Origin of the sequence: Streptomyces kronopolitis (assembly GCF_050953795.1) — a bacterium.
Lineage (GTDB): Bacteria > Actinomycetota > Actinomycetes > Streptomycetales > Streptomycetaceae > Streptomyces > Streptomyces kronopolitis_A.
Window position 1 is genome coordinate 12,034 of sequence record NZ_CP191858.1, and the last position, 25,243, is coordinate 37,276.

At 68.2% G+C, this 25,243-nt stretch carries 27 protein-coding genes and 1 pseudogene; 13 read left to right on the plus strand and 15 right to left on the minus strand.

Features of this window, described 5'->3' with window-relative positions; all coding sequences use genetic code 11:
* Window positions 1-32 precede the first annotated feature (32 nt).
* On the plus strand, window positions 33-1,349 hold the full coding sequence (locus ACQP17_RS35470; RefSeq protein ID WP_433860360.1) for an exonuclease domain-containing protein: 1,317 nt from the start codon (window positions 33-35) through the stop codon (window positions 1,347-1,349).
* 493 nt (window positions 1,350-1,842) lie between these two features.
* Here the strand turns inward: ACQP17_RS35470 and ACQP17_RS35475 are convergent, their stop codons facing one another.
* The 8 genes from ACQP17_RS35475 to ACQP17_RS35510 form a co-directional block, all read right to left on the minus strand.
* A complete protein-coding gene (locus ACQP17_RS35475; protein ID WP_433860361.1) occupies window positions 1,843-2,115 on the minus strand; it encodes a hypothetical protein in 273 nt (90 codons plus the stop codon).
* A complete protein-coding gene (locus ACQP17_RS35480; RefSeq protein ID WP_433860362.1) occupies window positions 2,112-2,435 on the minus strand; it encodes a hypothetical protein in 324 nt (107 codons plus the stop codon). Before ACQP17_RS35480 ends, ACQP17_RS35475 begins: the two co-directional genes overlap by 4 nt.
* A gap of 191 nt (window positions 2,436-2,626) precedes the next feature.
* Window positions 2,627-3,247, minus strand: coding sequence for a hypothetical protein (locus tag ACQP17_RS35485; RefSeq protein ID WP_433860363.1), 621 nt, complete (start codon window positions 3,245-3,247; stop codon window positions 2,627-2,629).
* Between the two features lie 265 nt (window positions 3,248-3,512).
* Window positions 3,513-3,833 carry a hypothetical protein gene (locus ACQP17_RS35490; protein ID WP_433860364.1) on the minus strand — a complete coding sequence of 107 codons (321 nt, stop codon included), beginning with the start codon at window positions 3,831-3,833 and terminating at the stop codon, window positions 3,513-3,515.
* A 77-nt stretch (window positions 3,834-3,910) separates the two neighbouring features.
* Window positions 3,911-4,243: a hypothetical protein gene (locus ACQP17_RS35495; protein WP_433860365.1), complete on the minus strand. Its 333-nt coding sequence runs from the start codon at window positions 4,241-4,243 to the stop codon at window positions 3,911-3,913.
* Window positions 4,244-4,749: 506 nt separating this feature from the next.
* Window positions 4,750-5,439: a hypothetical protein gene (locus tag ACQP17_RS35500; RefSeq protein ID WP_433860366.1), complete on the minus strand. Its 690-nt coding sequence runs from the start codon at window positions 5,437-5,439 to the stop codon at window positions 4,750-4,752.
* Between the two features lie 138 nt (window positions 5,440-5,577).
* Window positions 5,578-5,988, minus strand: a complete 411-nt coding sequence (locus tag ACQP17_RS35505; protein ID WP_433860367.1) for a hypothetical protein — start codon at window positions 5,986-5,988, stop codon at window positions 5,578-5,580.
* An 813-nt stretch (window positions 5,989-6,801) separates the two neighbouring features.
* Window positions 6,802-7,014 carry a hypothetical protein gene (locus ACQP17_RS35510; RefSeq protein ID WP_433860368.1) on the minus strand — a complete coding sequence of 71 codons (213 nt, stop codon included), beginning with the start codon at window positions 7,012-7,014 and terminating at the stop codon, window positions 6,802-6,804.
* A 265-nt stretch (window positions 7,015-7,279) separates the two neighbouring features.
* Here ACQP17_RS35510 and ACQP17_RS35515 point away from each other — a divergent pair, with 265 nt between their 5' ends.
* The gene (locus tag ACQP17_RS35515) at window positions 7,280-8,134 is read left to right on the plus strand and encodes a helix-turn-helix domain-containing protein (RefSeq protein ID WP_433860369.1); all 855 of its coding nucleotides are present in this window, start codon (window positions 7,280-7,282) and stop codon (window positions 8,132-8,134) included.
* Window positions 8,131-8,349, plus strand: a complete 219-nt coding sequence (locus ACQP17_RS35520; RefSeq protein ID WP_433860370.1) for a DUF397 domain-containing protein — start codon at window positions 8,131-8,133, stop codon at window positions 8,347-8,349. Before ACQP17_RS35515 ends, ACQP17_RS35520 begins: the two co-directional genes overlap by 4 nt.
* 69 nt (window positions 8,350-8,418) lie before the next feature.
* On the opposite strand, the gene ACQP17_RS35525 is transcribed toward ACQP17_RS35520, so the two are convergent.
* The 3 genes from ACQP17_RS35525 to ACQP17_RS35535 form a co-directional block, all read right to left on the minus strand.
* Window positions 8,419-9,366 carry a hypothetical protein gene (locus ACQP17_RS35525; protein ID WP_433860371.1) on the minus strand — a complete coding sequence of 316 codons (948 nt, stop codon included), beginning with the start codon at window positions 9,364-9,366 and terminating at the stop codon, window positions 8,419-8,421.
* 167 nt (window positions 9,367-9,533) lie between these two features.
* Entirely contained in the window at window positions 9,534-10,988 is a 1,455-nt protein-coding gene (locus tag ACQP17_RS35530) for a hypothetical protein (protein WP_433860372.1), read from the minus strand.
* A gap of 515 nt (window positions 10,989-11,503) precedes the next feature.
* Window positions 11,504-12,319, minus strand: a complete 816-nt coding sequence (locus ACQP17_RS35535; RefSeq protein ID WP_433860373.1) for a ParA family protein — start codon at window positions 12,317-12,319, stop codon at window positions 11,504-11,506.
* 432 nt (window positions 12,320-12,751) lie between these two features.
* Between ACQP17_RS35535 and ACQP17_RS35540 the strand changes: the two genes are divergently transcribed.
* The gene (locus ACQP17_RS35540; protein ID WP_433860374.1) at window positions 12,752-12,982 is read left to right on the plus strand and encodes a hypothetical protein; all 231 of its coding nucleotides are present in this window, start codon (window positions 12,752-12,754) and stop codon (window positions 12,980-12,982) included.
* 65 nt (window positions 12,983-13,047) lie between these two features.
* On the opposite strand, the gene ACQP17_RS35545 is transcribed toward ACQP17_RS35540, so the two are convergent.
* From ACQP17_RS35545 to ACQP17_RS35560, 4 genes and pseudogenes are all read right to left on the minus strand, one after another.
* Window positions 13,048-13,701, minus strand: coding sequence for a hypothetical protein (locus ACQP17_RS35545; protein WP_433860375.1), 654 nt, complete (start codon window positions 13,699-13,701; stop codon window positions 13,048-13,050).
* The gene (locus ACQP17_RS35550; protein ID WP_433860330.1) at window positions 13,698-14,717 is read right to left on the minus strand and encodes an NlpC/P60 family protein; all 1,020 of its coding nucleotides are present in this window, start codon (window positions 14,715-14,717) and stop codon (window positions 13,698-13,700) included. Before ACQP17_RS35550 ends, ACQP17_RS35545 begins: the two co-directional genes overlap by 4 nt.
* On the minus strand, window positions 14,714-14,905 hold the full coding sequence (locus ACQP17_RS35555) for a hypothetical protein (protein WP_433860376.1): 192 nt from the start codon (window positions 14,903-14,905) through the stop codon (window positions 14,714-14,716). The genes ACQP17_RS35550 and ACQP17_RS35555 overlap by 4 nt, the downstream gene beginning before the upstream one ends.
* Window positions 14,906-14,968: 63 nt before the next feature.
* Window positions 14,969-15,220, minus strand: a pseudogene (locus ACQP17_RS35560) (helix-turn-helix domain-containing protein); the annotation flags it as partial.
* A gap of 288 nt (window positions 15,221-15,508) precedes the next feature.
* On the opposite strand from ACQP17_RS35560, the gene ACQP17_RS35565 reads away from it, so the two are divergent.
* The 9 genes from ACQP17_RS35565 (at window position 15,509) to ACQP17_RS35605 (ending at window position 25,180) form a co-directional block, all read left to right on the plus strand.
* Window positions 15,509-16,936, plus strand: coding sequence for a hypothetical protein (locus ACQP17_RS35565; protein WP_433860331.1), 1,428 nt, complete (start codon window positions 15,509-15,511; stop codon window positions 16,934-16,936).
* A gap of 29 nt (window positions 16,937-16,965) precedes the next feature.
* Window positions 16,966-17,289: a hypothetical protein gene (locus ACQP17_RS35570; protein WP_433860332.1), complete on the plus strand. Its 324-nt coding sequence runs from the start codon at window positions 16,966-16,968 to the stop codon at window positions 17,287-17,289.
* Window positions 17,290-17,439: 150 nt separating this feature from the next.
* Window positions 17,440-18,297, plus strand: coding sequence for a hypothetical protein (locus tag ACQP17_RS35575; protein ID WP_433860333.1), 858 nt, complete (start codon window positions 17,440-17,442; stop codon window positions 18,295-18,297).
* Window positions 18,294-19,868 carry a hypothetical protein gene (locus tag ACQP17_RS35580; protein WP_433860334.1) on the plus strand — a complete coding sequence of 525 codons (1,575 nt, stop codon included), beginning with the start codon at window positions 18,294-18,296 and terminating at the stop codon, window positions 19,866-19,868. Before ACQP17_RS35575 ends, ACQP17_RS35580 begins: the two co-directional genes overlap by 4 nt.
* On the plus strand, window positions 19,865-21,355 hold the full coding sequence (locus ACQP17_RS35585) for an SCO6880 family protein (RefSeq protein WP_433860335.1): 1,491 nt from the start codon (window positions 19,865-19,867) through the stop codon (window positions 21,353-21,355). Before ACQP17_RS35580 ends, ACQP17_RS35585 begins: the two co-directional genes overlap by 4 nt.
* Window positions 21,352-22,860: a hypothetical protein gene (locus ACQP17_RS35590; protein ID WP_433860336.1), complete on the plus strand. Its 1,509-nt coding sequence runs from the start codon at window positions 21,352-21,354 to the stop codon at window positions 22,858-22,860. Before ACQP17_RS35585 ends, ACQP17_RS35590 begins: the two co-directional genes overlap by 4 nt.
* The gene (locus ACQP17_RS35595) at window positions 22,860-23,120 is read left to right on the plus strand and encodes a hypothetical protein (RefSeq protein WP_433860337.1); all 261 of its coding nucleotides are present in this window, start codon (window positions 22,860-22,862) and stop codon (window positions 23,118-23,120) included. The genes ACQP17_RS35590 and ACQP17_RS35595 overlap by 1 nt, the downstream gene beginning before the upstream one ends.
* Window positions 23,107-24,627 carry a type IV secretory system conjugative DNA transfer family protein gene (locus ACQP17_RS35600; RefSeq protein ID WP_433860338.1) on the plus strand — a complete coding sequence of 507 codons (1,521 nt, stop codon included), beginning with the start codon at window positions 23,107-23,109 and terminating at the stop codon, window positions 24,625-24,627. Before ACQP17_RS35595 ends, ACQP17_RS35600 begins: the two co-directional genes overlap by 14 nt.
* Window positions 24,617-25,180: a hypothetical protein gene (locus ACQP17_RS35605; protein ID WP_433860339.1), complete on the plus strand. Its 564-nt coding sequence runs from the start codon at window positions 24,617-24,619 to the stop codon at window positions 25,178-25,180. Before ACQP17_RS35600 ends, ACQP17_RS35605 begins: the two co-directional genes overlap by 11 nt.
* The last annotated feature ends 63 nt before the right edge of the window (window positions 25,181-25,243 follow it).

Sequence of the window (25,243 nt, forward strand, 5' to 3'; positions counted from 1 at the left end):
TGAAATTCCATTCGAGATGTTCGGGAGGCAGAGTGAGCACGAAATTCGCACAAGAGATCGCCGGCCCTCGTGCTCCGGCGGACGGGCCGCGGCCGATCGGCGAGGTGGACGGTGTGCCGGTCTTCGCGGACCGGGAGGCGCCGCCGGGCCTGATGACGGTGCGGCAACTCGCTGAGCGCCGGCTGAAGGTGGCGGCGGGGCAGGCGCCGGCCGCGTACGTCCGTACCCGGTACTGGTACGACCGCGCGCCGCTGTACTCCCCTGCGGAGGCGGACAAGATGCGACCGCTGTCGGCGCTGCAGCTGCGGCAGATGACTGCTCGACGGACGTGCCCGAAGTGCGGCGACGTGCGGCGCCGCCCAGTGCACGGGCAGTGTGCGGACTGTGTGGAGCGTGAGCAGAAGGCCCGGCAGGCGCTGGAAGCGCGGACGTGTCAGGGGTGCCGACGGGTGGCGGTCGCGCCCTATCCGCGGTCAACGTCGCACTACTGGTCCCGGATGCGGTGTCTCCCGTGCCGGATGTGGCAGGCCATCCGCTCCCACATCCAGGAGCGGGAACGGTGGGAGTGGATGCGGACGTGTCCGGGGTGGTGCGAGGGGGTGACCGCGACGGATGAGGAGATCGCCCGCGCCCTGGAGGAGAACGGCGGCAACTGGTCCTGGCGGCCCCGCTGGTGCCCGCCGTGCGACGAGCGGAGGGAACGGGAGCGGGAGGAGGCGGAGCGTCGGCGGCTGGAGCGGGAGCGGGAGGCCCGGGAGGCGCGGGAGCGGCAGGTGCGGGAGCTGGAGGAGTGGGCGGCGGCCGTGCTCGCCGACCCGTCCGCGGTCATCCTGGATACGGAGACAACCGGTCTGCACGACTCGGCGCGCATCGTGGAGATTTCGGTGCTGACGGTCGGGGGTGTGGTCCTGGTGGACACGCTGGTTAACCCGGGTGAACCGATCCCCGCCGATGCCTCGGCCATTCACGAGATCTACGACGCCGACGTTGCAGCGGCGCCGACCTTCGGGGAGGTGCTGGTGCAGCTGACTGCCGCGCTCGACGGCCGGCGGTTGCTGATCTACAACGCCCCGTACGACCGGGCCCGGCTGCAGTACGAGCTGACGGAGCACTACCGGGCCGCGGGGCATGACGCCCCGGAGGAGTCGGCGGCGGCCTGGCTGGCCCAAATGCGGATTGAAGACGCGATGGTTCCGTATTCGGACTGGGTAGGCGAATACAGCGAATATTGGGGCAACTACCGGTGGCAGGCGCTCGACGGCGGCCACCGTGCCCTGTCGGATTGCCGTGCCGTGGTGGAGCGGCTGAAGGAGATGGCGAGCGTGTCAGCCGTAGCGGCTGCGAGTTGAGGGGCATCATGGTGCAAATCCGGATCATGACGGATGAGCGGGAGCGCGGGGAGAGGGTGGCGGAGATCCTGTTGCCGCTCCTGCAGTCCTGCATGGCCTTGCACGTGGGGGAAGCAACGGAACTTCGGCACCGGTCCGGGGGCCTGCGCCTGGTGCTCGACGTGCAAGCAGCGGCGAATGCGGCCTCCGTGCACATCACGCGCGAGGACGCGCCGGCTCCTCGTCGGCCGGCCGGTCGGCCGCGCCGGGCCCTTCCTCCCGGGTAAGGGCGGAACGCACTTCGGCCCCTGAGAGGGATTCTCAGGGGCCGAAAGGTGCTTCGCCTCCGCTTGCGCGGAGCATCCCCGCTGTTGCGGGGGGCGGGGACCGAACGAGAAGCATTCGGGTCCATCCCCGCAAGTGCGGGGGCCTGTCGGGCCTCGGATTGCTCCGGGGTGGCCGAACAGCTTTCACGCTAGCGCTGTGGGGCCTGCTCGTGTGCTGAGTCGCCGGCTTAGGGGCCCGCCACGAACCAGATCAGCTGCAGCGTCATCGTCTCTTCGTGCACGCGGTAGAGGATGGTGACTCGGTCTCCGCTGTCGGCGGCCGGGTCGGTCAAGGCACGCCGTAGCTCCGCCGCGGTGATCGGCTCGCGCGTGCTGCTGTCGGCGCGCGGCTCGTCAGCGATCCGCTTCAGAAGGTCGTAGATCGCTCGGCGTTCACCCGCGCTGAGGTGGGCGAACTCGTCGTTTAACCGCTCGGGGAACTCGATCCCCCACGCGCTCACGCTGCAGACTCGTCGGTGAGTCCGTGGCGGGCGAATACATCGGCGGCCGGGACCGTACGCACGGTGCCGGCGAGCGCGGCCGTAATCGCCTCGTCCACCTCATGCCTCGTTCGGAGGGCCCAGACGTGTCGCCATTCAGTTATCACGTCGGCTACGGCATCCAGCCGGGCTGCATCCAACGCTTCGTTGAAGTCCACCAGGTCGCTGGTGGGAATGGCGGCAAACGCCGCGCGGAGCTCGCGTACGGTCTGCGGGCCCTGGCCGGCCGTGAGTCGGTGCGGGTCGGCGGGCTGCGCCTCGGGGCTGGGTAGCGCGCTCATGGTGCCTCCGGGTCCTGGGCGGGTGTCTCTAACGGTACCGCCGGGCCGCGGCCGCCGTCCGGTCCTTGACCTGCCCCCGGCGTTCTCGGCGGCCCTGGCGCCGGGCAGGAACCAGGACCGCCGGACGGCGCCCGGCCTGGTGCCGGCCGTCACGCGCACGTGTCATGGCAACGGTTTGAGGCGGCCATAGGTCACGCGGTCGGGTGCCGGCGGGCGGTGCGCACAAGTGCGGTCCAGCTGCGGGGGCTTGTGGCGGTGTCGTCGTCGGCCTGGAGCTGCTGAACGGCGGCGCTGGTCGCGATATCGGGGTGTTCGGCCAGCAGGGCACGGGCCCGGTCGAGTCGGGCGTCACCGGCGTACGCGTGCGGTTTTCGCGGTTTGCCGGATGGTGTGGGCGGGTGGGTCCGCGCCCACTGCCGCATGCGGTCGGTCGCCCAGTAGGGACGGTGCCGGCCGCTGGGGAGCGGGTGCAGGTGGTCAGGGTCCGGAAAGCCGGGCGGGGGATCTTCCACCCACCGGCTGATGATGCTGGTATCGGTGTGCCCGCAGATGCGGGCGAATTCTGCGGGCCCGGCGAGACCGTCTGGAACCTCTGGGGCGGGTGTGCGGCGGGGACGGGGCGTCCAGTGCTGCGATAGCCACTGGTCGTATTCCTCGGCGTCCCAGTGCAGCTCGCGGCCGATCCGGCGGGCTGGCGGGTGGTCGTTGTGGTCACGCTCGGCCCAGAGGCTGGACAGGGTGCGGGGCGTGACGCCGTGGCGGGCGGCTAGCTCGGCGCGGGTCTCGTACCGGCGGCCGTCAAGTATCTGCATTGTGGTCCTGGTGGTGACCGCCGCTGGGCGGCTCGGTAGTCAGAGGGCGGAGAGCGTGGGCGTCGGCCTGGTCGGCGGCCGCGGGCCGGTCCCAGTATCGGGGTGGCTGCCGGGAGACAGAGCAGCAGCGCGCCGCCGGGGCGGGGCGGGCCGGGGCCCGTCCTAGGCCGTTAGCATGGCCGGTGGCTTACATCCTGGTGGATATAGCCGGACGGCCGGAGCCGGGCATGCCACCCGATTACGCTCCGGCCGTCGTGCGTTGTGGTCAGTGACTGCAGTTGGCGGTGATGGTCCGGGCGACGGCGGCCACAGCGGCCGCGACGGCGGCAGGGGCCTCGGGCTCGCTGAGCGCGATGGGGTCGCCGCTGCCGTCGGTGTCACCACGGTGGTACTCGGCTGCGGCGCATCCAGGCGGGCCGTCGGGGGCCTCCGAAATCCACACAGCGGCGCCGTGCGGCAGGGGGACGGTGAGTCCGGCGTATCCGGGGCAATGGCTCTCGGGCTCGGACGGGACGCCCTGCTGGGCGAGCAGCGCAGCAATCATGCTCATCGCGTGGTGCCCGGCGTTGCGAACGTGGCTGGTCACGATACTTCTCCTGGTGGTGGTGGGCGCCGGATGGCGCCGGATGCCGGGGCGGGATGCCGCCCGCCCCGGCCGGGTGGTCAGTAGCTGGTGATGAACCGATCGACAGCCGCGACGCATGCGCGGGTGTCGGACGTGAAATCACCGCCGGTCTGGCCCTGGTAGATGGTGGTCCAGCTGGTGAAGTCGGCGGCAGCGGCGCCGGGGTAGTGGCGTGCCCACCAACCGATGAGGTGCTGGACGGGGTAGTGATCGGCGCTGCCGTTGCTGTCGCTGATGTGCACGACACTCCCGTCGTGCAGCTCGATGGCCATCGCCTCACAGACGTTGTCCCACCACCAGCCGACGGTGTGACCTCGGCCCTTGAGGGCGCTCAGGACATGGTCGGCGGCGGTCATCGTGGCGAATTCCATGGCGTTTCTCCTGGTGGTGAGTTGGCGCCGAATGGCGCCGGGTGACCCGTCGGGATGCCGCCCGCGGGCTGTTAGCTGGGGCGAGGACGCAGCCCCTCCTGCCCAACAAATTGAATCATGTTCCTTCGTCAATTTCAATCCATAGGGCCGGGCCCCGCTCGTGACGGCGAGTCAGCTCGATGAGTCACCCCCGGCTGTGGGCGGGCGAACCGCGACCGGCGGGGGCATGCGTCGGCCCCCGGCCGAGACGCGGGGCGCGCTCGTCGGCCGGGGGCCTGGGTGCCGCTGGCGTTCGCTACGGGGGATGCGAGCCGGCGGCGGTCTGGGGGGCGCCTCGTGGCGCCTGATGCCTCAACCATATTGCATTTTGGGCTAGTTGGTGGCGCTTTACGGTGATCTGGGCTGGCCGGCCCCGGACGGCTTCGGGGCCGGCCAGCGTGCATCTCCCGCGTCCCCGGGAGATGCGTCCTGCCGCCGGTCGCCCGGACGGCGGCAGGGGTCTTGGGCTATGCGGCGAGGGCGAGCACGTTGACGGGCGTGATGCCGTGCAGCTGCACGCACTGTCGGTACGCGATAGTCCAGCGCAGATCGGGGTTCTCGTACTGGACGGCGATCAGCTTCCCCCGGTCCTGCGGCCGTGGCCTGGTCGTGCCCGGCACATGGCGAATCCCGGAGACGCCCCAGGCGGTGGCGGCCTCGACGTAGGCGGCCTGGTGGCCGCGCTTGAGGCGCGGACAGCTTCGGATGGCGTCGGGAGCGCACGCAGTGCACACGGGCGGTGCGCTGGTGATACGGCCTTCCCGGATCGGCTCGGTGCCAACGATGACGTAGAGCTGACGCCCGGTGCGGCTGTCGGTGGCGGGACCGCGGCAGATCTGGCAGTAGCCATGCAGCATGGTCTGCCGCTGGCGCATGGCGTGCACCCATTCGAACCGGGCCCGGCCCGACCCTCGGGCGAGGGAGTGCCGCACCCATAGGGCGTCCCACCCGTCGAGTTCGTGCAGGGTCTCATCGGCGTACCCGATGCGGCTGATCCTGCCGTGGCGCCTGATGAGCAGACGCGGCCGCGCCTCGCGTTCGCCGGTCCAGAAAGCGATATAGGGCACAGTCAGCCCGTCCTGTGTGTACTGCTGGGTGCCCATGTCCGCGTACGGTCCTCTCCGGTCGTGGTGGTGGGCGGGGGCCAGTGCGCCCATGCCTGGCCCCCGCCCGTCAGCTGCCGCCGGCTGCCCTGGGGGAAGGGTTGCCGGGCGGCGGCTGGGCATCCCGGCGCGTGGCGCTCTGGGATGCGACCTGCCGCCGGTTCACGGGGGTGGGTGGCGGCAGGGGCTTGATCAGGCGGCTTCCGCCTGGTGGTTGCGCCGGCGGCTCGCCTGCTCGAACGTCGCGTTGAACCTGCGGTCGTAGCGGTCACGCTCCTCGCCCGAGCGGGGTCCGCGTACCTGCTCCCACACCTCAGCGCGGTTGGTCATAAAGCGACGGGCTACGTCGGCGAGACCTTCGCGGTGAATCAGTCGGGCGCGGTAGCGGACCGCGACGGAGGAGAGCCAGGAGTTTCCGATGAGTACGGCGCGGTGGTCCTGGTCCTCGGTGTCCTGAGCTTCGACGAGCGCGAGACGCTGACGCAGGTTCTCGGACGCGAATGCTGCGTCAATTCGGCCGCGGCGCTCGGCAAGGGCGGTGTGGGCCACTCCTACAGCGGCTACGGCCAGTACCGCGGCGGTCAGTGAGCGGGTCGTGGTCATCTGGCGGTTCCCTTTCAGTGGTGCTTGCGGGTCGGTCCCGCCCCCGGGGCGGCGGGCATCAGCGGTGGAGCATGGGAGGCACGATGACGATCAGTGCGGCGCACACGAACGTGATGATCCGAACGGCGTTCTTCACGGCGTCCATGTCCGCGGCGTGCGAGGGGTCGGCGCCGGGGCCGGATGGGCATTGGCGTGTAGGGCAACATCGATGCGTACGGCGGCCCGGCTGAGGCTGGCGCCCGGATTGGCGGTCTGGGCCAGCCGCTCGCGCAACTCATCGCAGCGAGGGCACTTGCCTGGGGGAAGCACTGTTCACCGCCCGCCGGCCCTCGGCGGCGTTTTCGGCGGCCGCGGTCTCGATGTGGTGGGCGAGGGAGTCTTGGACCGCCTTGTACAGCTCGCCTATCGGCGTGTGCTGGGGCACTGTGATCAGCGGAGGCACGACCCAGCTGCGGCCGCATTCCGCCTGCCGGCCGTCCAACAGGGTCATGTCCGGGGCCGGCCAACGGATGTGACCGGAGCTGACCAGCCTCACCGAGGGTTGCGGCGGCCACCGATCGCAGTAGCCGCGTGGGGCGAGAAATTCCACTGTCGCCCGCGGCGGGACGGCGAGGACCGGGCCAAGCGTGACCCCTCGTCCGTCTAACGCCCGGACCACGTCTACACCAACGGTGGCGGTCACCCGCAGCACGTCCCACAGCTGCCCTATAGGCACGTCTACCGCCCGGCCGCTGGCCCATGCGGCTCGTACCTCAGCCTCGACGGCTCCGGCGGCCACAGCCCAACACAGGGCACGGCCAAAGGCGTTGTCGCTCATCGGGCCCCCTCGTGCGCGAGGCACGCCCGTACGTCCCACAGCTGGGGATCGGTACCGGAGGCGGAAACAGTGCGGACGGTGCCGGCGGGCTTCAGCTGTCCTCGGCTCGTGCCGCACACGATGCAGGCGCTTCCCTGCAGCCGGCGTAACTCGGGCATCGCCTGGTCACCTACGCGGTATTCGCGTACGGCGCGCGTTCCGACAGCCATGCGCGCCCCCTCTCTCATCGACGGATGATTGAGGGCACCCCGAAAGGATCACCACAGGTGATCAATTACACACATAGGGTGCCGTGACCTCACAATGGCATGGGAATCCCCAGAGGGAAACCCCATCATGGGAATCCCACACCGTTCGGGTGAGACCTGAACACGAGGGCGCAGACGGCCTGTTGCCGCGTACTCTCAGGGCTGATTGCACTCGTCACCAGCACACCCGCGGGTGACGGCGGCCCTACAAGAGGAGTAGAGGGGCATGGCCACTACGGCAGCAGGGCCAGCCGCACGCCTGCAGATCGCTCAGTACCTGATGGCTCTCATGAACCGTGCCAAGCTGAAACAGACCGAGGTAGCGAAGCGGGCCGGCTGCGGCAACACCACCGTGGCGCGATACATGGAGTGGCGGCACCCGGCCCGGCTCACCGTGCCCATGGTCCGCAGCATCGCCGACGCCTGCGGCGCAACTGCGGCTGAGCGTGATCGGCTTGTTGAGCTGGTGATGGTCCAGAGCGATGGATGGCAACTGGATGATCCAGGGGTTCCGGAGTGGATGGATCCCCTGGTGAGCCTGGAAGGCGTGGCGCAGTACATCCATGCCTACGCCTGCGGGCTCGTGCCTGGCCTGCTGCAGACACCTGAGTACGCTCTCGCGATGTACCAGGCGAGCGGAGCTGATCAGGAGGAGAGCGAACGCAAGGTTAAGGCCCGCATCCGGCGGCAGGAAGTTCTCCAGCGGAGCGACCTACAGCTGCGGGTAGTCCTGGCGGAGAGCGCCCTACGCTGGGCTGTGGGCGGGCCGGAAGTCGTGCGGGGACAGATTGATCATCTGCGCGAGATGATGGACCGTCCGAACATCGAGATCCAGGTTCTTCCGTATGCGGCGGGTGCAAGCGCGGCCGGAAGCGGGGGCAATTTCGTGATCTTGGGGCGTGACGACGAGAACGAACCGTTCTCCATGACCGTCGTCTACCTGGAGCTGCATTCCCGCGGCCTCTACCTGGATACGGCTTCCGACACCGGCGCATATAAGGTCACGTTCAATCGGCTACAAGATCAAGCGGCCGACGACCCTGCCGCCCTGCTCGCTGCGGTTCGCAAGGAGTTTCAATGATCACGCCTCCCCTCCCCTCCGCCGCGCAACTCGCCGCGCTCGACTGGCGCAAGAGCTCCTACAGCGCTCCAAATAACGAGTGCGTGGAAGTCGCCGAAGTCGCCCCTTCGGCTTGGGCCTGCGTCCGGGACTCCAAAGACCCGGGCGGCCCGGTACTGTCCTTCACCCCGTCCGCCTTCGCGGCCTTCGTTGCTGAGGTCAAGCGCACGGCTTGACCTGGTACGCCAAGGGCCGGCCCGAAGCTTCTGATCCGGGCCGGCCCTTCGGCTGTCTGGCTACCGCTGCTACTTCCGCTTGCCGCCGCGCTGCTTCTTTGTGGTGCTCGCCACAACGTCCTTGCGGCGGGCTGCAGCTGCAGCCGGCTTGGCGGCCGCGACGGCGGCAGCCGTACGGGCCCGCTCGGCGGCCGCGGCCTGTGCCTGCTCGATCGCTGCCCTTGCCTCGTCCTGGAGCGTCGCGATCCGAACAGCGGAGTCCTGGCGGACCTCCTCGGCTGCGGCCCGGTCTACGGCGGCGGCTCCGCGGGCCTCGTCGGCCTCCCGCTGTGCCTGCGCGGCCTTCGCGGCACATTCCCGCTGGGTCGTGCGGGCACGCTCGTCAGCGGTTGTACGTGCCTCCGTCTCCCGTTGTGCCGCGGCACAAGCGGTCTCGGCCCTCGTCTGTGCCTCCTCGGCTTCCCGCCGGGCCTCCCCCGCGTGCCGCTGTGCCTCCGCGGCCTCGTCCGCACACTGTTGAGCCGTGGCGGCCTGCTCGGCACGCTTGCGCTCCGCGGCACGGGCACACTCGTCGGCGGCCTCGCGTGCCGCGCGCTCGGCACGCTCGGCGGCGTGTGCCTCCTGGGCCGTGCGCTGGGCCTGCTGCGCGAGTTGGAGCGCGGCTGTCTCCGCACCTTCGGCCCGCTGCTGAGCCGCGCGTGCTGTGCCGATCTCCGCGGCGGTGCGTGTGCGGAGCTCCTGCATCTGCGTGTGTGCCTCGGCGAGGTGCCGGCGTTCTTCCTGCAACGCGGCCTGTAGGTGCTCGAACTCCTCGCGGTATCCCTGGTTCTCCTGGTGCAGCTCATTGGCCTGTGCGTGTGCCGCGGCGGCCACGCCCCGAGCCTCTTCTGCTTCCCGCTTCGCTTGTGCGGCCTCCTCCTGTGCCGCCCTGGTCGCCTGGTGTGCCTCGGCGACGGCCCGACGTGCCTGCTCGACGATGGCACGCAGATCCCGGGCCCGCCGGAGGCGTGCCTCCACGGCGGACAGACGTGCATCCAAATCGTCCGTGTGCCCGTGTGCCGAACCAACTGCCCGCGGTCGCGGCACAAGCGTGCCGACGGCTGAGTCTGTGCTCACTAACTCCCCCTCCGTGGTGTGCCGGGGCACAAGCGCGCTCGTCGCCTGTGCCCCGTGCCCGTGTGCCTTCACGCGCTGCACCGCTCTCGTGCCGGCTCGACCGTGGCAGGCTCCCGGAGCTTGCCAATCTCTCGGTTGGCCGCGCCTCGGTCGTACTTGACGCCCCGCTCGGCGAGCTCCGCGAGGAGCGATTCCGTGATCGCGTTGGTGCTCCGCTGGTCGCCCGGCTGAATCCGCACCTGGAAGAGGGCGAGCAACTTCTCCTTCTTGGTCTCGTAGCTGTCGAGATCCATCACATCGGCGGCGTCCTCGTCACCGGTCGGCTCGTTGTCGGCCGCGTCCTCGGCCGGCGCCTCATCGGCTTCTGACCAAGGCACGGTGACGGTCTGGCCGACCGGGCCGCGTGCTGCCGCGGTCCGGCCCCTGCCCTCGCGGGGCTGCGGCACGTCGGTGAAACAGGCATCCGGGTCATCCGCCGGCACCTCCTCGGCGCGCTGCTGTGGGAGGGCCTGCAGCTGTGCCGTGCCGGGCTGCAGGAGCGCGGCCTCTTCCTCGTCGGCCAGCGCCTCGACCTGGGCGATACGCGCGGCGTACTGGTCGATGGTGGCGGCCGCCGGGGCCTGCCACGGGTTCTGGTCTTCGCTGATCACGAGTGCCGTTGCGTTCTCCCGCAGTGCCACACGGGCCACGTACAAGGCCTTCTGCGCCTCGTCCGTAGCGATTCCGGCGGCGTCCTGGGCGGCGGCAAGCTTCCGGGCGATCTTGGTGCCCTTGCGCTTGCCCTTGTCGGCGTCGCTCAGCCGCTTGTACTCGTCGTGCAGCTCGACCGCCTGGGAGAGTGCGCGCTCCTGCGCGATCTGCTGAGCGGACAGGTTCTGTGCGATGAGTCCGAAACGGGCCATCAGCCGCTCTCGCAGATCACGCAGCAGAACGGCCGTCGGCGCCTCGCTGTCGGCGCCTGTACGGTGCTTGAGGTCCAGACCCAACGCGCTATGTGCCGCAAGGGCAGAACCGAAGCTACCGACGATGACACGGACGGCGGTGGCGGCCGTCAGTCCGTCGCCCTCGATGCCGGCGGGAATGGCGCTGAGGGCTGCGAAGATCCAAACCGCGCCGCCGAACCAACCGGGGCTCTTGCTCTCCGCCATGCGCTCGCGGGCACCCAGCACGCACATCGCCATCAAGGACTCATAGGCTGCACAGCTGAGCAGACGCTCGACCGTGCTCGTCATCGCGAGTCCGGCAGCGTCACCGGTGAATCGGTAGCTCGTGTTCAGGCTGACGCTCGTGCAGATGATGAAGGCGGCGACGGCGGCGAGGGTGCCGGCGCTCAGCTTGCGGCGGGCCTTGGTCCCGTCTCCAGTCGTCGGGGTGACAGCTCCCCCGATGTTGGGGCCGACGATCTGCCACATGCGGACTGCTGCGATCGCGACCGCGATGCACAGGACGCTGACCGCTGTGGTGATCGCCGCGATGTGCTGGCCGGTGAGCCATTCGAGTACCTGAGTCGTGGGGATGCTCATCGGCCGTCCCCCGCCCTGATCAGGCCACTTGTGCGGCTGTGTGTCAGCCAAGCCTTACTGTGGTCGTACATGGGGAGTGGTCCTTACTCCTCGGTGGGTGAGCCCTGGGGACGCGCTTCGTAGGAGTCGGGCGTCTCCGGGGCTTGCTTCTTGATCGGCGCTAGCACGCTTACTTGCTCGCTAGCAAGCTGACTAGCTAGCTCGCTGGCTCGCTTCCTCGCTTGCCTTCTTTCGAGCGAGCAACCGTTGGAGCTCCTTGGCGTATGCCCGCTCTATGGCGCCCTCGACGGCTGTCCGCTGACTCCATCCCTGCTCGTCGCAGACTTCCTGAACGAGTTCGGCGATCAGGGGTGACACTCGGACATTGAGCTGCACCACGGGTTCCGGGCCTCGTCGTGCTCGCCGGACCGCGGGCACCTTAGGTGCAGTCGTCCGGCCGCCACCGGACGGAACCGCGGGGTCCTCGTCGGCGTTCGGGTCCGGGCGTGGGCGAGGGTTGGGGCGATCAGGCCCACTCATGCGAGAACCTTCTTAAATGTCAGCTCGCGGTAAGCCGCGAGGACTCCATGGCCACTGGTGTACTTGCCGTAGAACTCGCCGGCGCCCTTGCACTCCTGGACGATGGTCCGGTCTTCCACGTAGGGCGTCAGCAGCATGCCGGGGCTTGTCCTCTCGAACTCGCTCACGGCCCGAAGGGCATCACGGGTCCAAACCGCACCCTTGTACGCCGCGCCCAACGCAATGCCCATCTCACGGGGAAAATCACCCTGGATGCCCATTTCAGCGCGGTACTTCTTGAACTTCCGGACTGTCGCTTTGGCGCCGTCCACCCCGTCTAGGCCATCCTCATTGGGTTTTGCGGCGTAGACGATTCGAGTGCAGGCGGTGAGGCCGTTCAGAGTGAGGACTCCCCCTTGACGGTTCGGGAAGTCCAGCACGACCAGACCCGCGCGGGTGCCGACGAGACTGCGCTTAAGCCTCTGCTCCGCGTGGTCGTCGGGGCTCTTCTCGTGATTGGCGAGGGATCGCTCACTGGGGATGACCCGGAGGTTCCTCGGCCATCCCTTCTCGTGGTCGAGCGAAACGGCAAGCTCGTCGGCCCACCCCTCCACATCGTCGTTCCCGATGATCGCCCCCATCGACATGCCGCGGTCGCTGGGCCGCGCACCGGTCCACTTCGTTGTTGCTCCACGGGGGTCGAGATCGCCTAGCAACACCTCTTCTTCAGGGTGCTCCTGGGCGTAGACGACTGCGGTGGACACCGCAACCATCGTCTTCGTGACCCCGCCGGCCTCTGAGTAGGAGCCGACTACTTCGGGTTCTCCTGTCATGGGGCGCATCGTAGCGCGCTAGCAAGCTCCCTCGCTTGCAGACTCGCTTACTAACTCGCTTGCTAGCAAGCGCGCTTGAAAGCGAGTAGATTGCGGAACTGAGAAGAGGGGCCGGGCTGCAACCCGACCCCTCACAACTCGGCCTCGGCTCGAATGCGTCTCGTCCGGGGCCTCGATGATCCTGCTTGGAGGATCTGTGGCCAGCGTAAATGAACTGACCAGTGGCCGCCGCATCGTGACCGAACGGGCAGAGGGCCCCCGTGTCGCGAACATCCGCACACGTATCGCGGTGGGCCGTCTGTCGAACCTTCCGGTGGCTCTGCCGGCTCCGCGGCCCCCGCTCGATGATGAACTGTGCGCCCTCGCGTCAGTAGTGGGGGTGATGCGCTGATGGCGGCGCGATCGGAGGTTCCGGAGGTGCAGGAGGAGGGGTTGGCGGAGCTGCTGCAGGCGGCTCTGCAGGCTCGGGAGCGGGAAACCCGGCGGGGCCTGGTGCAGCTGATGGCAACGGCGCCGGCGACAGTGGCGCGGGTGGAACCGGTGGATGAGCTGGGCGCCGTGGCGGCCGGCCTCAATCGGCTCGATCGTGACGGTGGTTCGAGCGTGGTCTACACGGACCGGTGGGCGGCCGCGGTGCGGCTGGGTCGGGCTGAGACCTCCTGACGGACAAGCACAGAGAAGGGGGACCGCGGCCGCGGTCCCCCTTCGTGCTGTTCGAGCTGGTCCCGTCACTGGAGCTGTACGGCGTCCACCTTCCATTCCGCGGCCTTGCTGGTGCGCGTGAGGTACACAAAAGCCGTGATGGTGGTGGGGTCGCCGGTCCATCCGGCGTCGCCGTGCGGCGTGCTCGTGAGCGTCCACGTGCGGTAGGCGTCCGTGGCGGTGTCCGGCGGGGCGCCGGCGTCATCGGCTGCGGACACCGTGACCTTGGTGTAAGCGTGGTGGTCGGCCCATCGGGCCCATTCGGCGCCGGGCGCGGACCGCGGGGGAGTGCTCCTGATGCCCTTCGCGTACTTGGGCGTTGCGTAGGGGATTGCCCTCAGGCTGGCGTCATGCTGGGACACGTCAAAGCGGGTGTCCACGGTCCACATGGCCGTAAGGGCGGCCTTGCTCACGGCGTCCGGGTCACGGCCGTTGACCTTCTTCGGGTCCGGGAGGTCTCCGCGCGGGGCGCCTGTGGCGCCGGTCGGCAGGGCGGATGCCTCGTCGGTCGGGTCCTGGCTGGGGTCGGCCGGCGCTTCGGAGCTGGGGGAGGTGGCCGCCTTGGGCGGGGCGTCGTCTGCGCCCGGCGTGGTGGGGGTGGTGCCACATGCTGTCAGGACTGCGGCCAGTGCCGCCGCCGTGACGGCGGCCGCTGTGCGGCTGCGGAGCTTCCGATTCATCCGAACCGCCTTACTTCCTTGGGTGCTGACCCAAATTCAGAAATGCTGGCTACCTTGACCTCTTGTCCCGGCTTGGGCGCGTGCACTACCTGACCGCCACCCATGTAAATGGCGATGTGGTCGTAATTCCCTGCCCCATTGAGAGCAAACCCGACTACATCGCCGGGCTTCATCTCGCTGGGGTCGATGTGCTTACCCTCTCTTACCTGGGCCTGCGAAGTACGGGGGAGCAGGGTTTTCCCGTGGCTGGCGTGATAGATGGCGTATTGCACAAGAGAGCTGCAGTCGAATCCCTTGACTCCTTCGCCCTTGCCGAAACCATTTCCGGGACCTTCGATGCTGCCGCCACCCCAACTGTATGGAGTGCCCTTCCACTTCATGGCCTCGGCGATGACTCGGCCGCCGAATCCGCTGGCGCCGCCGTCGTCGGTCGCTGCGGTGTACTTGCTGGTCAGGCTGAGGATGCTCTTTACGTACGCCTGTGTCTCCGCGTAGGGAGGTATTCCTCCGTATTCCCGGATCTTGTCGGGCCCAGCGTTGTACGCGGCGAGCGTGAGGCGTAGGGGATCGCCCCCGACTTTGTACGACTTCACCTTTTTGGCTAGCCAACAGTCGTATCTGGCTTGGGTCATGATTCCGTCGCCGGCGGTGTACGGGTCGGCAACGCCATCCGGCTTTCCGGATGCGTCCTTACCGTCCGCGTCCACGCCCCATGTTTTCCAGGTTCCGGGCATGAATTGGGCGATTCCCTCGGCGCCCACGGGGCTTTTTGCCTTGGGGTTCCATCCGCTTTCGGCTTCGATCTGGGCTGCGATGACTGGGCCGGTGATGAGCGGGCAAGTCTTCGCGGCCTTTTCTATCCACGTTGCGTATTCGGCAGGGATTTGCTTTACGTCCAGCCCTGCCGCTCCGATGCGGGGTGTGTTCTCGTCGTCTCCGCCGTAGGAGAAAAGGAGGATGACCGGCAGGACGACAACCCCCACACCGAGCATGGCGCCCTTCTTGCCGGCGCTCATTGCTGGCTCACCGTGCCGCGCTCGGACTCGGCCCGCGCGGCCCTCCATGCGCGCTGGAGCTGGTGCTCCGTGGTCTTGAGGGCCTTCGTCCAGCGGGCCGGCTCCGTGATGGGGCTGACTCCGGAGAGCACAAGCCGAGTGTGGCTGACGCTGTATCCGACCTGGGCGGCCAACTGCTCGACCGTCATCCGGGTGTGCCACCGAAGTTCGTGCAGTGTCGGCGACGGCCTGAGCGGGGCTAGGTCAGTGGTCTTCACCCCGATGGCGTCGGCGAGGGCCCCAAGCCGCTCGGGCGTGGGTCTTGCGCCGCCTGCGCTGTAGCTCCTGACAGCTGAGTACGGGATGGCGGCCCTGATGGCGATTTGTTCCAACGTCAGCCCCTTTGAGCGATACGCCCGTTTGAAACGGTCCGCGTCCCAGGTGGCCAAACGTTGTCGTGTCACCGGGACATGGTGCCGGATCTCTCCTGAGTCCGTGGTCATAAAGCCATGGTAGTAACGCATAGACGGCGCTACAATGGCGGTGCTAGATGAGTAGCGTTAACTTAGTCATCGAGTGGGCGGGGGCGGTCTCGTGAGTCGTCATCTGCGGTTGTGCCACGGATGGTTGGTCCGGTCGTTGGGCACTGCCCAACTCCTTCGCCATCGGCGGCTTGTCACTGGGCGGAGGTATACCGGAGAGATCCCATCCGCCCCGGTGCGCGAACCGTGCGCCAACCGTCCGACATCTGTAGCTGTGTCACCTGATCACCACTGTGCGCCTACTCGCGCGGTGAAGCGAGGAGGTTTTTTGTGAGCGAGCAACCTGAGGAGCCGCTGACCGCCGACGTGTTCAAGCGGGCTCCGGCCAGTACGCGCCGGGTCGCCCCACGGCCCGTGCCGGTGACTCCGGCTCCGGTCGAGGAGGAGGCGGCGGCCGAACATGAGCGGCCGCAGGAATCGGCACCGTCGGCGGTCGAGTCTGCGCCCTTGGGGGAGACTTCGCCGGCTCCGCCTCCGGACCCCTCCACCCTCGTTCAGCCGGCCCCGGCCGCCCCGTTCTCGACTCCGCCGGGGCCGGGGCCGGCTGACCCGTTGATGGGGCAGGCGCCAACCGGCCCGCCGCTGTATCCGCAGCAGGAACAGACGACCCCGTACGCGGGGCTGATCGCCGACCAGCAACCGGCCCCGTACCCGCAGCAGCAGGGCCCGGCGCCGTATCCGCAGCAGGGCGGCCCGGCACCGTACCCGGTCGCGGCTCCGCAGCAGGAACAGCAGGGGTACAACTTCGACTCCTACCGGCAGGCCACCAATGCGGCCGTGCCTGCCTCCCCGGCTCAGTGGGGGTGGCGTCGTCGCGTCCGCCGGCTGACCGGCGGGCTGATCAGCCCTGCAATGGGGCCTGCGGAGGCACGGCACCGGGCGGCCACCGATCAGGTGCAGAGTCACCTGATGGGCCCCAAAACGATCGTTTTCGTCAATCCCAAGGGCGGCGCGGGAACCACCACTTCCACGCTGATGGCGGCCCGAACGCTCGGCGTCGCCCGGGGCGGCTCGGTGGTGGCCTGGGACAACAACGAGACCAGGGGCACCCTCGGTCAGCGTGGCCGGTCGGCCGGGCACTTCAACACCGCGAGGGAATTGCTCGACAACATCTCGCTCTTTGAGGATGCGGCCTCGGCCCGGTTGGGGGACCTCGGCCTGTACGTCCGCGGGCAGGGCGGAGCACACTTCGACCTGTTGGCTTCGGATGAGCGGCCGGAGGTCACCGGCCATATCGACCGGGATGAAGTCGGGCAGCTGCACCGGCTATTCAGCCGTTTCTACCGACTCACCCTTATCGATACTGGAAATAACATTCGAGCGGAAAACTTCCTCGCCGCGGTGCATCGGGCGGATCTGCTGGTGGTCACTGCCACGGTGCGGAGGGATACCGCGGGGGCTGCGGTGTGGATGCTGGATGCGCTGGAGCGTGAGGCAACCGGCCTGGGGCTGCTCAAGCCCAAAACCGTGACGGTGCTCGGGGAGATGTCGCCGCACACGGACCAGAACCTCAAGGGCGAGTTGTCCCGCATGTTCGCCGCCCGTACCCGAGCGGTTCACCACATCCCCTATGACCCGGCATTGGCGGATGGCGGCGTGGTCGCGTATGACCACCTGTCCCCGGCGACCCATTCCGCGTGGCTCTACGCCTGCGCGTCCATGGTCGGTGTCCTCCAAGATCAGCCCCTGCCGCAGTAACTCCGCTCACCGAAAGGGAACTTCCTGCCATGCTCCACCACGTCACCACGCTCGCAGTAGACGGCGTGACCCTGGCTTACAACCCCTTCTCCGGGGTTACCCCCACCTTCGGCCCGTTCGGGCCCCTCCTGACCAGCAAAGTCGGCATGTTCCTGGGCCTCGCCTGGGTCTTGGGCTTCTCCTACACCGGCTATCAGCTGGTCATCGCCATCTCCAAGGCGAGCACGGCCAAAAAGGGCGGATACGGGGACAACCTCGATGACGCGAAAAGGGATCTCCTCTTCGCTGCGGCCGCCACGGTGGGGCTCGCCTCGCTGCCGGTCATCTACGGGATTCTCGCGACCGTCAAGTAACTGCACATCAGCTCAGAGGGGAGAGGGAGCACAGTGAACGTTCGGGTTGAGGACTACTCGTCAGGCGACAAGCGGCCTCCGCGGCGTACGCCGCAGCGCGGCTCTGGCGGCTCGTCGCCACAGCAGCAGGGGCCGAAGAAGAAAAAGGGCATGGGCAAGCAGAATGCCCGGCTGCTCGGCGCGGTCGGTGTCGGCCTCGTCGCGCTCGTCGTGGCGCTCGCCGTTACGCCGGACGGCAAGTCGGCGGCTCCGCACGACTCCAAGAAGAAGCCGGGGGGCTCGGGCTCCTCGTCGGCTTCGCCGTCCGCGCCGGGCGGGCCCTCCAATGCGCCTGGCCTGCCGCGGGGGCAGGCTACGGCCTCCGGCAAGCTCGGCACCAAGACGATCGGCGGTGTCCCGCGGGCTTTCCCCCACACAGAGGCCGGCGCGATCGAGTCGGCGGCCACCCTCTTCCGCAACAGCTTCACCATGCTTCGCCTGCCCAAGGATGAGCGTGCCGCGCTGCAGACGGACCTGTATCTGACCAAGAAGGATGTACCGCCGGACTTCGAGGAACGCGGCAAGACCTGGCGGGCACAGCACAACCTCAATGAGTCCGGACAGCTGGTGACCCTTGCCGACGGCAAGCCGGACGAGAACCGCCGGTTCACGTCCCTGTGCCATCCGGAGCTGGGTGCGTACAAGACCGAGACGTACAGCGGAGACAAGGCAACAATCACCGTCTGGTACCCCTGCCTGAGCGGCGTTGTTGACCCCACGGCCCCCGGCCCGCTCGACAACAATTGGGCCTTGGGGCAGGTCAGCCTGCAGTGGGCCCGGGGAGACTGGCGCGTCACCAAGACGGGGACGGGCTCGTACAACACGACGCCTTCCCCGCAGGACCCCGGCCAGCCGGCGACGAGCTACGCCGAGCGGGCCAAGCTGCTGGAGCCCCTGGGCGGCGGCTGGAAGCTGTTCTCGGACGCCACCAACGCGCGGCCGGCTGAGCTGAAAGAGGCGACGCAGTGACCGCCCGGACGCTGGTGGCCAGCGTGCGCGACCGCGTCATGATGCGCACCATGGTCGCGCTGCAGCTGCGGCCGCGGCTGTCCGTCGTGCTCACAGTCGGCCTGGTGCTGCTGGTCGCCTGGGCAACGCCCGTGCCGCAGGCGCAGGCTGATGATGACGACGACTGCGGCGGCGGCCTTATGGGCGTCATCTGCAAGGGCGCCAAAATGACCCCGGCATATAAGGGTGCCAAGACCGCCGCGGACATTTCCTCTACTGCCGAGAAAGCCAAAAAGGCGATCGATGCGGTGGACCCGCAAAACTTTTTGGGCGACTGGGCAAAGGGCTTGGTGTCCGCGTCCACCTACCTGCTGACATTCATTCAGTCCACGGCTGAGAAAATCACCACTCCGGCTTATGACCAGCCGTGGTGGATCAAGCAGTATGAAGTTTCCTTCGGCCTGGCGCTGATCGTCCTTCCCTTCCTGCTTATCGTCGTCACGTCCAAGCTGGGAGGGCCGGACGGCGCGGTGTCCGGCGTCGAGCTCCTGCGGCAGAGCGGCTGGCGCGTCGTTTTCGTCGTCCCGCTCATCGCGGCGGCGCCCGCTCTTCTCTACAGCGTCCAGCAACTGGCCGTGAAGCTCATGTCAGCTTTCGCCACACAAAGCACGCTAGAGGGGCATGGAGCCATCGGCGGCATGCTCCGGATGTTCGAGAAAAAGGCGGGGCACTGGGGAGACTTCGGCGGCACAGTAATCGTGATCTTGATGTGCTTCTTCATCGTGATTACGGCTGTCGTCCTCCTCCTGGAATTGACGGTTAGTCAATGGGGGCTGCTGCTGACGGGGCTCCTCGTTCCGCTGGTCCTCGTGGCGTGGGTCTATCCGCCGTGGAGTTCCGCACTCAAGAAGCTTGCATCAGTCATCGGGGGACTGATGTTTATGCCGGTTGTGGTGTTCTTCTTCTTCAACACGGTATGGTCCGCGCTCAATTCGGCTGTGAACGGGAATCACGCACAGAATTCCGGCTTCATGCAGCTGCTTTTCATCATGGTCAGTCTGATCATGCTCGACGCCTTCCCGGCCGTTGCGTGGTGGCTGCTCAGCCTCGTGACGCCTGATGCAAGCGGCATGGATGCGGACGTGCGCGGGATCGCGCCGACTCCGACCGGCGGTGACGTGATGGGGCCGGAGCGCGGTGGCAAGAGCGTTGAGGAACCGTCCGGCGGCGAGGGCGGCGGAAGCGGCTCGGGCGGCGGCGAGGGAGCCGGCGGCGAGGACGAAGCGGCTGACGACTCCGACGGTGGCACCGGCTCCGGTGGCGGCGGCGACAAGGGCCCCGACGGCGCCGACGGGGCGCCGGGCGGCGGGTCTCCTGCCGATTCCGGCGACATCGGCGGCGGCGCCGAGGGTGAGGGTGCCGCCATGGGCGAGGGCACCGAAGCGGCTGCCGCTGAGGGCGGCGGCGGTGAAGCGGCCGCCGGCGGCGGCGTGGCGATCGCGGCCGTGGCAGCGAAGGAAGCCGCGGAGAAGCCGCATGACGACACGCAGGCCTCCGCGGGCCGCACGATGAACGAGGGTGGTGGCGAATGAGCAGCGATGAGCGCACCTATGTGCTTGGTGGGGAGTTCCGCAAGCGGAGCCTGTTCACGGGCGTATCAGGGCGGCAGGTGGTTGCCCTGGGCCTGTTCGTCGTGGTCTGGGTCCTGGCGCTGATCGCCTCCCGTTCGCTGGTCGTCCTGGTGCTGGGCGTGGTGGTGATCTTCGCCGGGGTGGGCATCTCCCGGCGGCGTACTCAGCTGGGTGACTCCTGGTTGGGGTCGGTAGGCGACCGTGCGGCTTTCACGGCCAGCAACCGGGGCGGGGCTCCGGATTACGTGCCGGGGGAGAGCCTGCCGCGCGAGGTGGGGGAGGTGCGGATGCTGGCCTACGCGCCGCCCTCCGCCCCTCAGGCGCCCATGGCGATCATCCACCACCGTGATCACAAGCGGCGGGCCTGGGCGAGCGGTCACCTGACGGTGAGTTTCGAGATTCAGGGGGCGGGTGACGGCCTGCTGCCGGTGCGGCAGACCAATACGGCCGGGTTGCTGTTCGAGCGGCTGTTGGGCGGTCTCGCCTCGGCAGAGATCCCTGTTGATCAGCTCGACATCGCCACGCGCGTTCTGCCGGTCCACCCGGCGGCGTATCAAGAGCACATGTCGGGCCTGGTCGTGCCGGGCACCCCGGAGCGTCTGCGCAAATCCATGGACGAGCTGGCGAGCTACGCGGCCGGCAACGCGGAGGAATACCGCTCCTTCGCCACCCTGCGGATTCCGCTGCCGCATCTGCGAGCGGCGGCCGCCATGGGGCCGATGGACCTGGAGGCGATCTGTGAAGAGACGTTCGGGCTCGTCGGCGAGGTGGTCCGGCGGGTGGACACGGCCGGCTACCGGCTGCGGGCGGTCCTGGGCCCGAAGCGGCTCGCCGCGCTGATCCGGCACATGCACGATCCCGATCACCCGCTGGACAGCCTCGACGGCATCGACACCCTGTCGGACGGCTTCAACTTCCTCCGCTACAAGGGCCGGGACTCGGTACGCATCGAGGGGACCGTACGGGACTGGTACCACGCCGTGGCGCACGTCCCCCGGGACGCGTGGCCAGCCGACGTGATCGGGGCCCGGTGGATGGAGAACCTGGTGACACAGGTCAGTCCCGCCACCATCCGCACGGTGGTGAGCCAATTCCGGCTCGTGCCCAAGGTCAGGGCCCGGCAGATTGCTCGTATCGGCCTAACGTATGACACCGCGTCCAGCCGGAGCGCAAAGAAGAAGTCGCAGATCAGCACCGGCGAGACGGAGGCCTCGATGACCGCGGCCCGGCGAACCCTTAACGACCTGATGAGGCCCGTTGTGGGCGGCGTTTACCCGGCGGTGCGGGTCATGGTCTCAGCGCCGGACAGCCGGCAGCTGCTCGCCGCGCGGAAGCTCGTCACGGGCGCGGCGGAATCGGGCGGCGTCACGCGGCTGGGCTGGGAAACGTACGAACACCACAAGGCACTTGCGACGTGCCTGCCGCTCGCCAGGGGAGTGAAAGCATGACGATTCCGCAGCAGCGCGGCGAGGTCGGCAAGCGCGGCCGCTGGCGCGGCCGCAAGAACCGCAAGGGCGCCGCTACGGCGGCGCCCTCGTCGGCGGCCGACGGCGTGACGGAGGACGTTCCGGAGCTGGTGGACTGGGCGCCGACTCCGGCCCGGCCCCGCAATCGGCTCCTGGAGTCCATGGGCCGGTACGAAGCTGATCAAGAAACCATTTTCACGTCAACGCGGCAGGCAGGCGCACTCAACCCGGCGATCGTCAGCACGCATCCGCCGTTGGCCGGACCGATCACCGGCATCGATGTGGAGACCGGTCAGCCGGTAAGCACCGACCCGCACGAGCTGTACCGGCAGGGCCGGATCACCAGTCCGAATGTGGTGATTTTGGGTGACATCTCCAGCGGTAAAAGCTCGCTGGCGAAAACCCAATATGCGATCCGATCGGTAGCAACTGGTCGACAGGTAGCGGTATTTGACAGGAAGGATCAAAAGGGGCAGGGCGAATATGTCCGTGCGGCGGAGCTGTGCGGCGTGAACGTCGTGAGGTTCAGCCGGACCGGCGGAACGAGTATCAACCTGCTCGATCCTCGGATCTCGGCTACCTCGCTCGACGCTGAGGACGGGGACGGCCGGGTGGGGCAGGACCGGCTTTTGAATATGGTCGCTGAGCATGCTCACGGGGTGCTCAGCTCGACGGAGCATTTCGTGCTTCGGGCGGCGCACGCGACGGCGCTGGAGCGGGCGAAAGTGGCGGGCCGGGTCGCCACGATTCATGACGTGGTCGATGCCCTGTACGACCCGGGCGAGAACGCCATTCCGCGGCCTCACCTGAAGGCGGAGGGCATCGTGACCCGGGAGCGGGTCATCGGCTGGGGCCTGGAGCTCGCTATGGACCTGAGCCGGTTCATCGACGGTGACCTGTCCGGGCTCCTCGACCGGGAGACAAGCACGGATCTCGACCTGGACGCGCCCCTACTGGTCTTCGACACGTCGGCGCTGGCGGAGGAGTCACCCGCGCTCGCGCTCGTCATGGCGCTGGTGAGCACCTTCCTTACGGCGGTGTGGGCCAAGCGCCCGGGTCAGCGCGTGATCATCCTGGAGGAGGGTTACCACACGACCCGGCTCCGGGCCGTGTCCACCATCCTGCGGTCACTGGCCAAGCGGGGTCGCGGTATCGGCCTGTCCTTTGTGACCGTCATTCACCATGTGTCCGATGTTCCGGCGGATTCTGACGCTATGTCACTCGTTCGCGAAGCTGACATTATCCATATTTTCCGCCAGTCGCGGAGCGATGACGCACGCCAGTGCATCGAGCTGTTCCGGCTGCCAGCGACGGTGTTCGACATGTTGGGCAACCTGCGCAAGGGCGTCCACCTGGTCCGCATCGGGACCGAACCGCCGCGGCGGGTGCAGCACATCCGCACCAGGTTGGAGGAGTGGCTGACGGACACAGACGAAGCGATGGTGAAGCGGCCGGCAACGCTCCTGGCGAAGGAGGTGAGCGCCTGATGGGCCCCTTCGTCGCGGTGGCTGCGGTGATGTTCGTGGGCGCGTGCATCGCCGGGTTCCTGCGGGTCAAGTTCGGTCCGCAGAGCCCCCGGGCGACCACGCGGCCCGTTGATCCGTCCGGCGGATTCGCCACCGGTGAGCAGATCCGCGAACGGCTCTCAGAGGCCGCGGTTCGGCGCGCGGGGGCCCAGGTGCGGCCCTCGCTGCCCGTCCAGCACACCACCACCAAGGGAAGGGGGCCGCTCCGTGGCCGTCGCTGACACCCTCGACTCCGCGGCCGCCGCGGAGCTCGCAGCAGAAGAGTTCGGGTACTTCCTCGGGTACCCGGTGCGGCCGGCCGTGGATGAGCCGCTGTACTCCCCGTATGACCAAAGCCTGCGCGTCGTCGGCCCCATGGGCTCGGGAAAGACCTTCCGGTTCCTGGCCAACGTGATCCGGAAGGCGCCGGGGCCGGGACTGTTCACGTCCTCAAAGCCCGATATCTACGAGCTGACGGCGGGCGCCCGGAAGCGGCGCGGACCGGTGGTGACGTTCGATCCGCAAGGGGTCGTGCCGGGGCAAGAGCCCCTGCGGTACGCCCTGATTCCCGGTGCTGACGACACTCAGGTTGCGGAGTTGCGCGCCCGTGCCTTCATCGCCGGTGCCGGGAAATCCGGCTCTGGTGATGAGGCGGCATCGTTCTACCGCGACCAAGCGGCAGACGTGCTGATGTGCCTCCTCCACGCGGCCGCGCTGGACGGAGCGGGTATCCGGCAGGTCCTCCAGTGGGCTCGCCGGTTCAACGATCCGGCACCGCGGGCGATCCTCGATCACCATCCCGGGGCCGGCCCACAGTGGTCGGACAAGCTCGTGACGGCGGTCTCCGGTGATGAGCGGACGGTGGGCAACACTCGCGCCACCTTGTCCCGCGCTCTGGCGCCCTTCGCGCATGAATCCGTGATTGCGTCGCTCGACGTGGACACCGACACGGCCACCGACATTGAGGGGCTGGTGAACGCGAACGGCTCGATCTACCTGCTTGGTAAAGACAGTCCGCACTCCTCCGTTTCGCCGATCGTGACGGCCATTGCGGAGGACGTGTTGGATCGTGCCGAGAAGTTGGCCTACCTCAAGCCGGCCCGCCGGCTCGACCCTCCGCTACTGGCTGCGCTCGATGAAGCAGCCAACATCGCGCCCTTGCCCTCGCTCCGTCAGCGGGTCGCGGATGGTCGCGGCCGCGGCCTTTGCGTGATGTACCTGGTACAGGCGTGGGCCTCGGCGGTGGCACGGTTCGGCAAGGACGATGCAAAGGAGTTGGCCGGCTACACCAACAATCTGCTCATCCTCGGCGGCGGCAAAGACGTCGAATTCCTCAAGGACGCCGAACAGCTCTGCGGCCGGCGTGACGTGCTGAAGACCTCCACAAGCTCCGGCCGAAGTCGGCAGGAACGTGCCACCCAATCCACTCAGCCGGACCGAGAGCCAGTGATGGAAGGGTGGCAGATTCAGCGGCTCGGGACGGAGCGGGGACACGAGGGGGAGGCCCTGCTCCTGGCCGGCTCGATGGGGCCGATCATCACGCATCTGCCGCTGCTGTCGGAGTCCCCGGAGTGGCCACAGATCCAAGAAGAGGTCGCCGAAATCCGGCGGCAGGCGGACGATGCCGCGGCTCGGGAACGGGCCGAACGGCTCGCCGAACTGGAGCGGCACCGTGCTACGTGGGCCGAACGGAATGCCGGCGCCGCGCCGGTGCGGATGGACAAGGAGAGTGGCCCTGATGGCTCTTGAGCGTATGTGGCCGTGGCCCCCGCTGCCGGAAGTCGTGGCCCTGCAGCTGGCCCTGATCAGGGCTGAGGATGAAGAGGAAGACGAGGAATCGGGCGGCGTCCAGCCGGAGCCTGATGCGGATCCGCACACGGGCGAGGTTCTGGAGCGGCGGGTGCGGCCGTGGGATCTGCCGATGCTGGGCGGGGACCTGGAGCGTGCCGTGTGGGAGTGGCTGGACGATGTGGTGATGTGGCACAACCAGGCGTACGGCTGGCGGGACGAACAGGTAATCCCGTCCTGCTGGCCTCTGCATTGGGGGCTGGCCCTCGACTTCGCGGCCGTGGCGTTTGGTCGGATCGACGCCTACCGGGAGGCCAGTAGTCCCGCGTTCGTGGGCCGCTGGCATTCGGACTGGGAGGATTTCCAGCGGCGCATGGCGGCCGGCCTGGGCGAGGAAGGTGGGCGGGAGTGTCGGCGCGGAGTCCATACCCGGCCCGGCCAGTATGCGGCTGAGCATGCCCGCACAGAGATTCAGCGCGACCGGAAGCGGGCGGAGCGCAAGCTCGCGGAGTAGGCGCTCGGCGCACGTCACAGCGGTGAGGGCCACCCCGTTCGGGGTGGCCCTCACCGCTTCTGT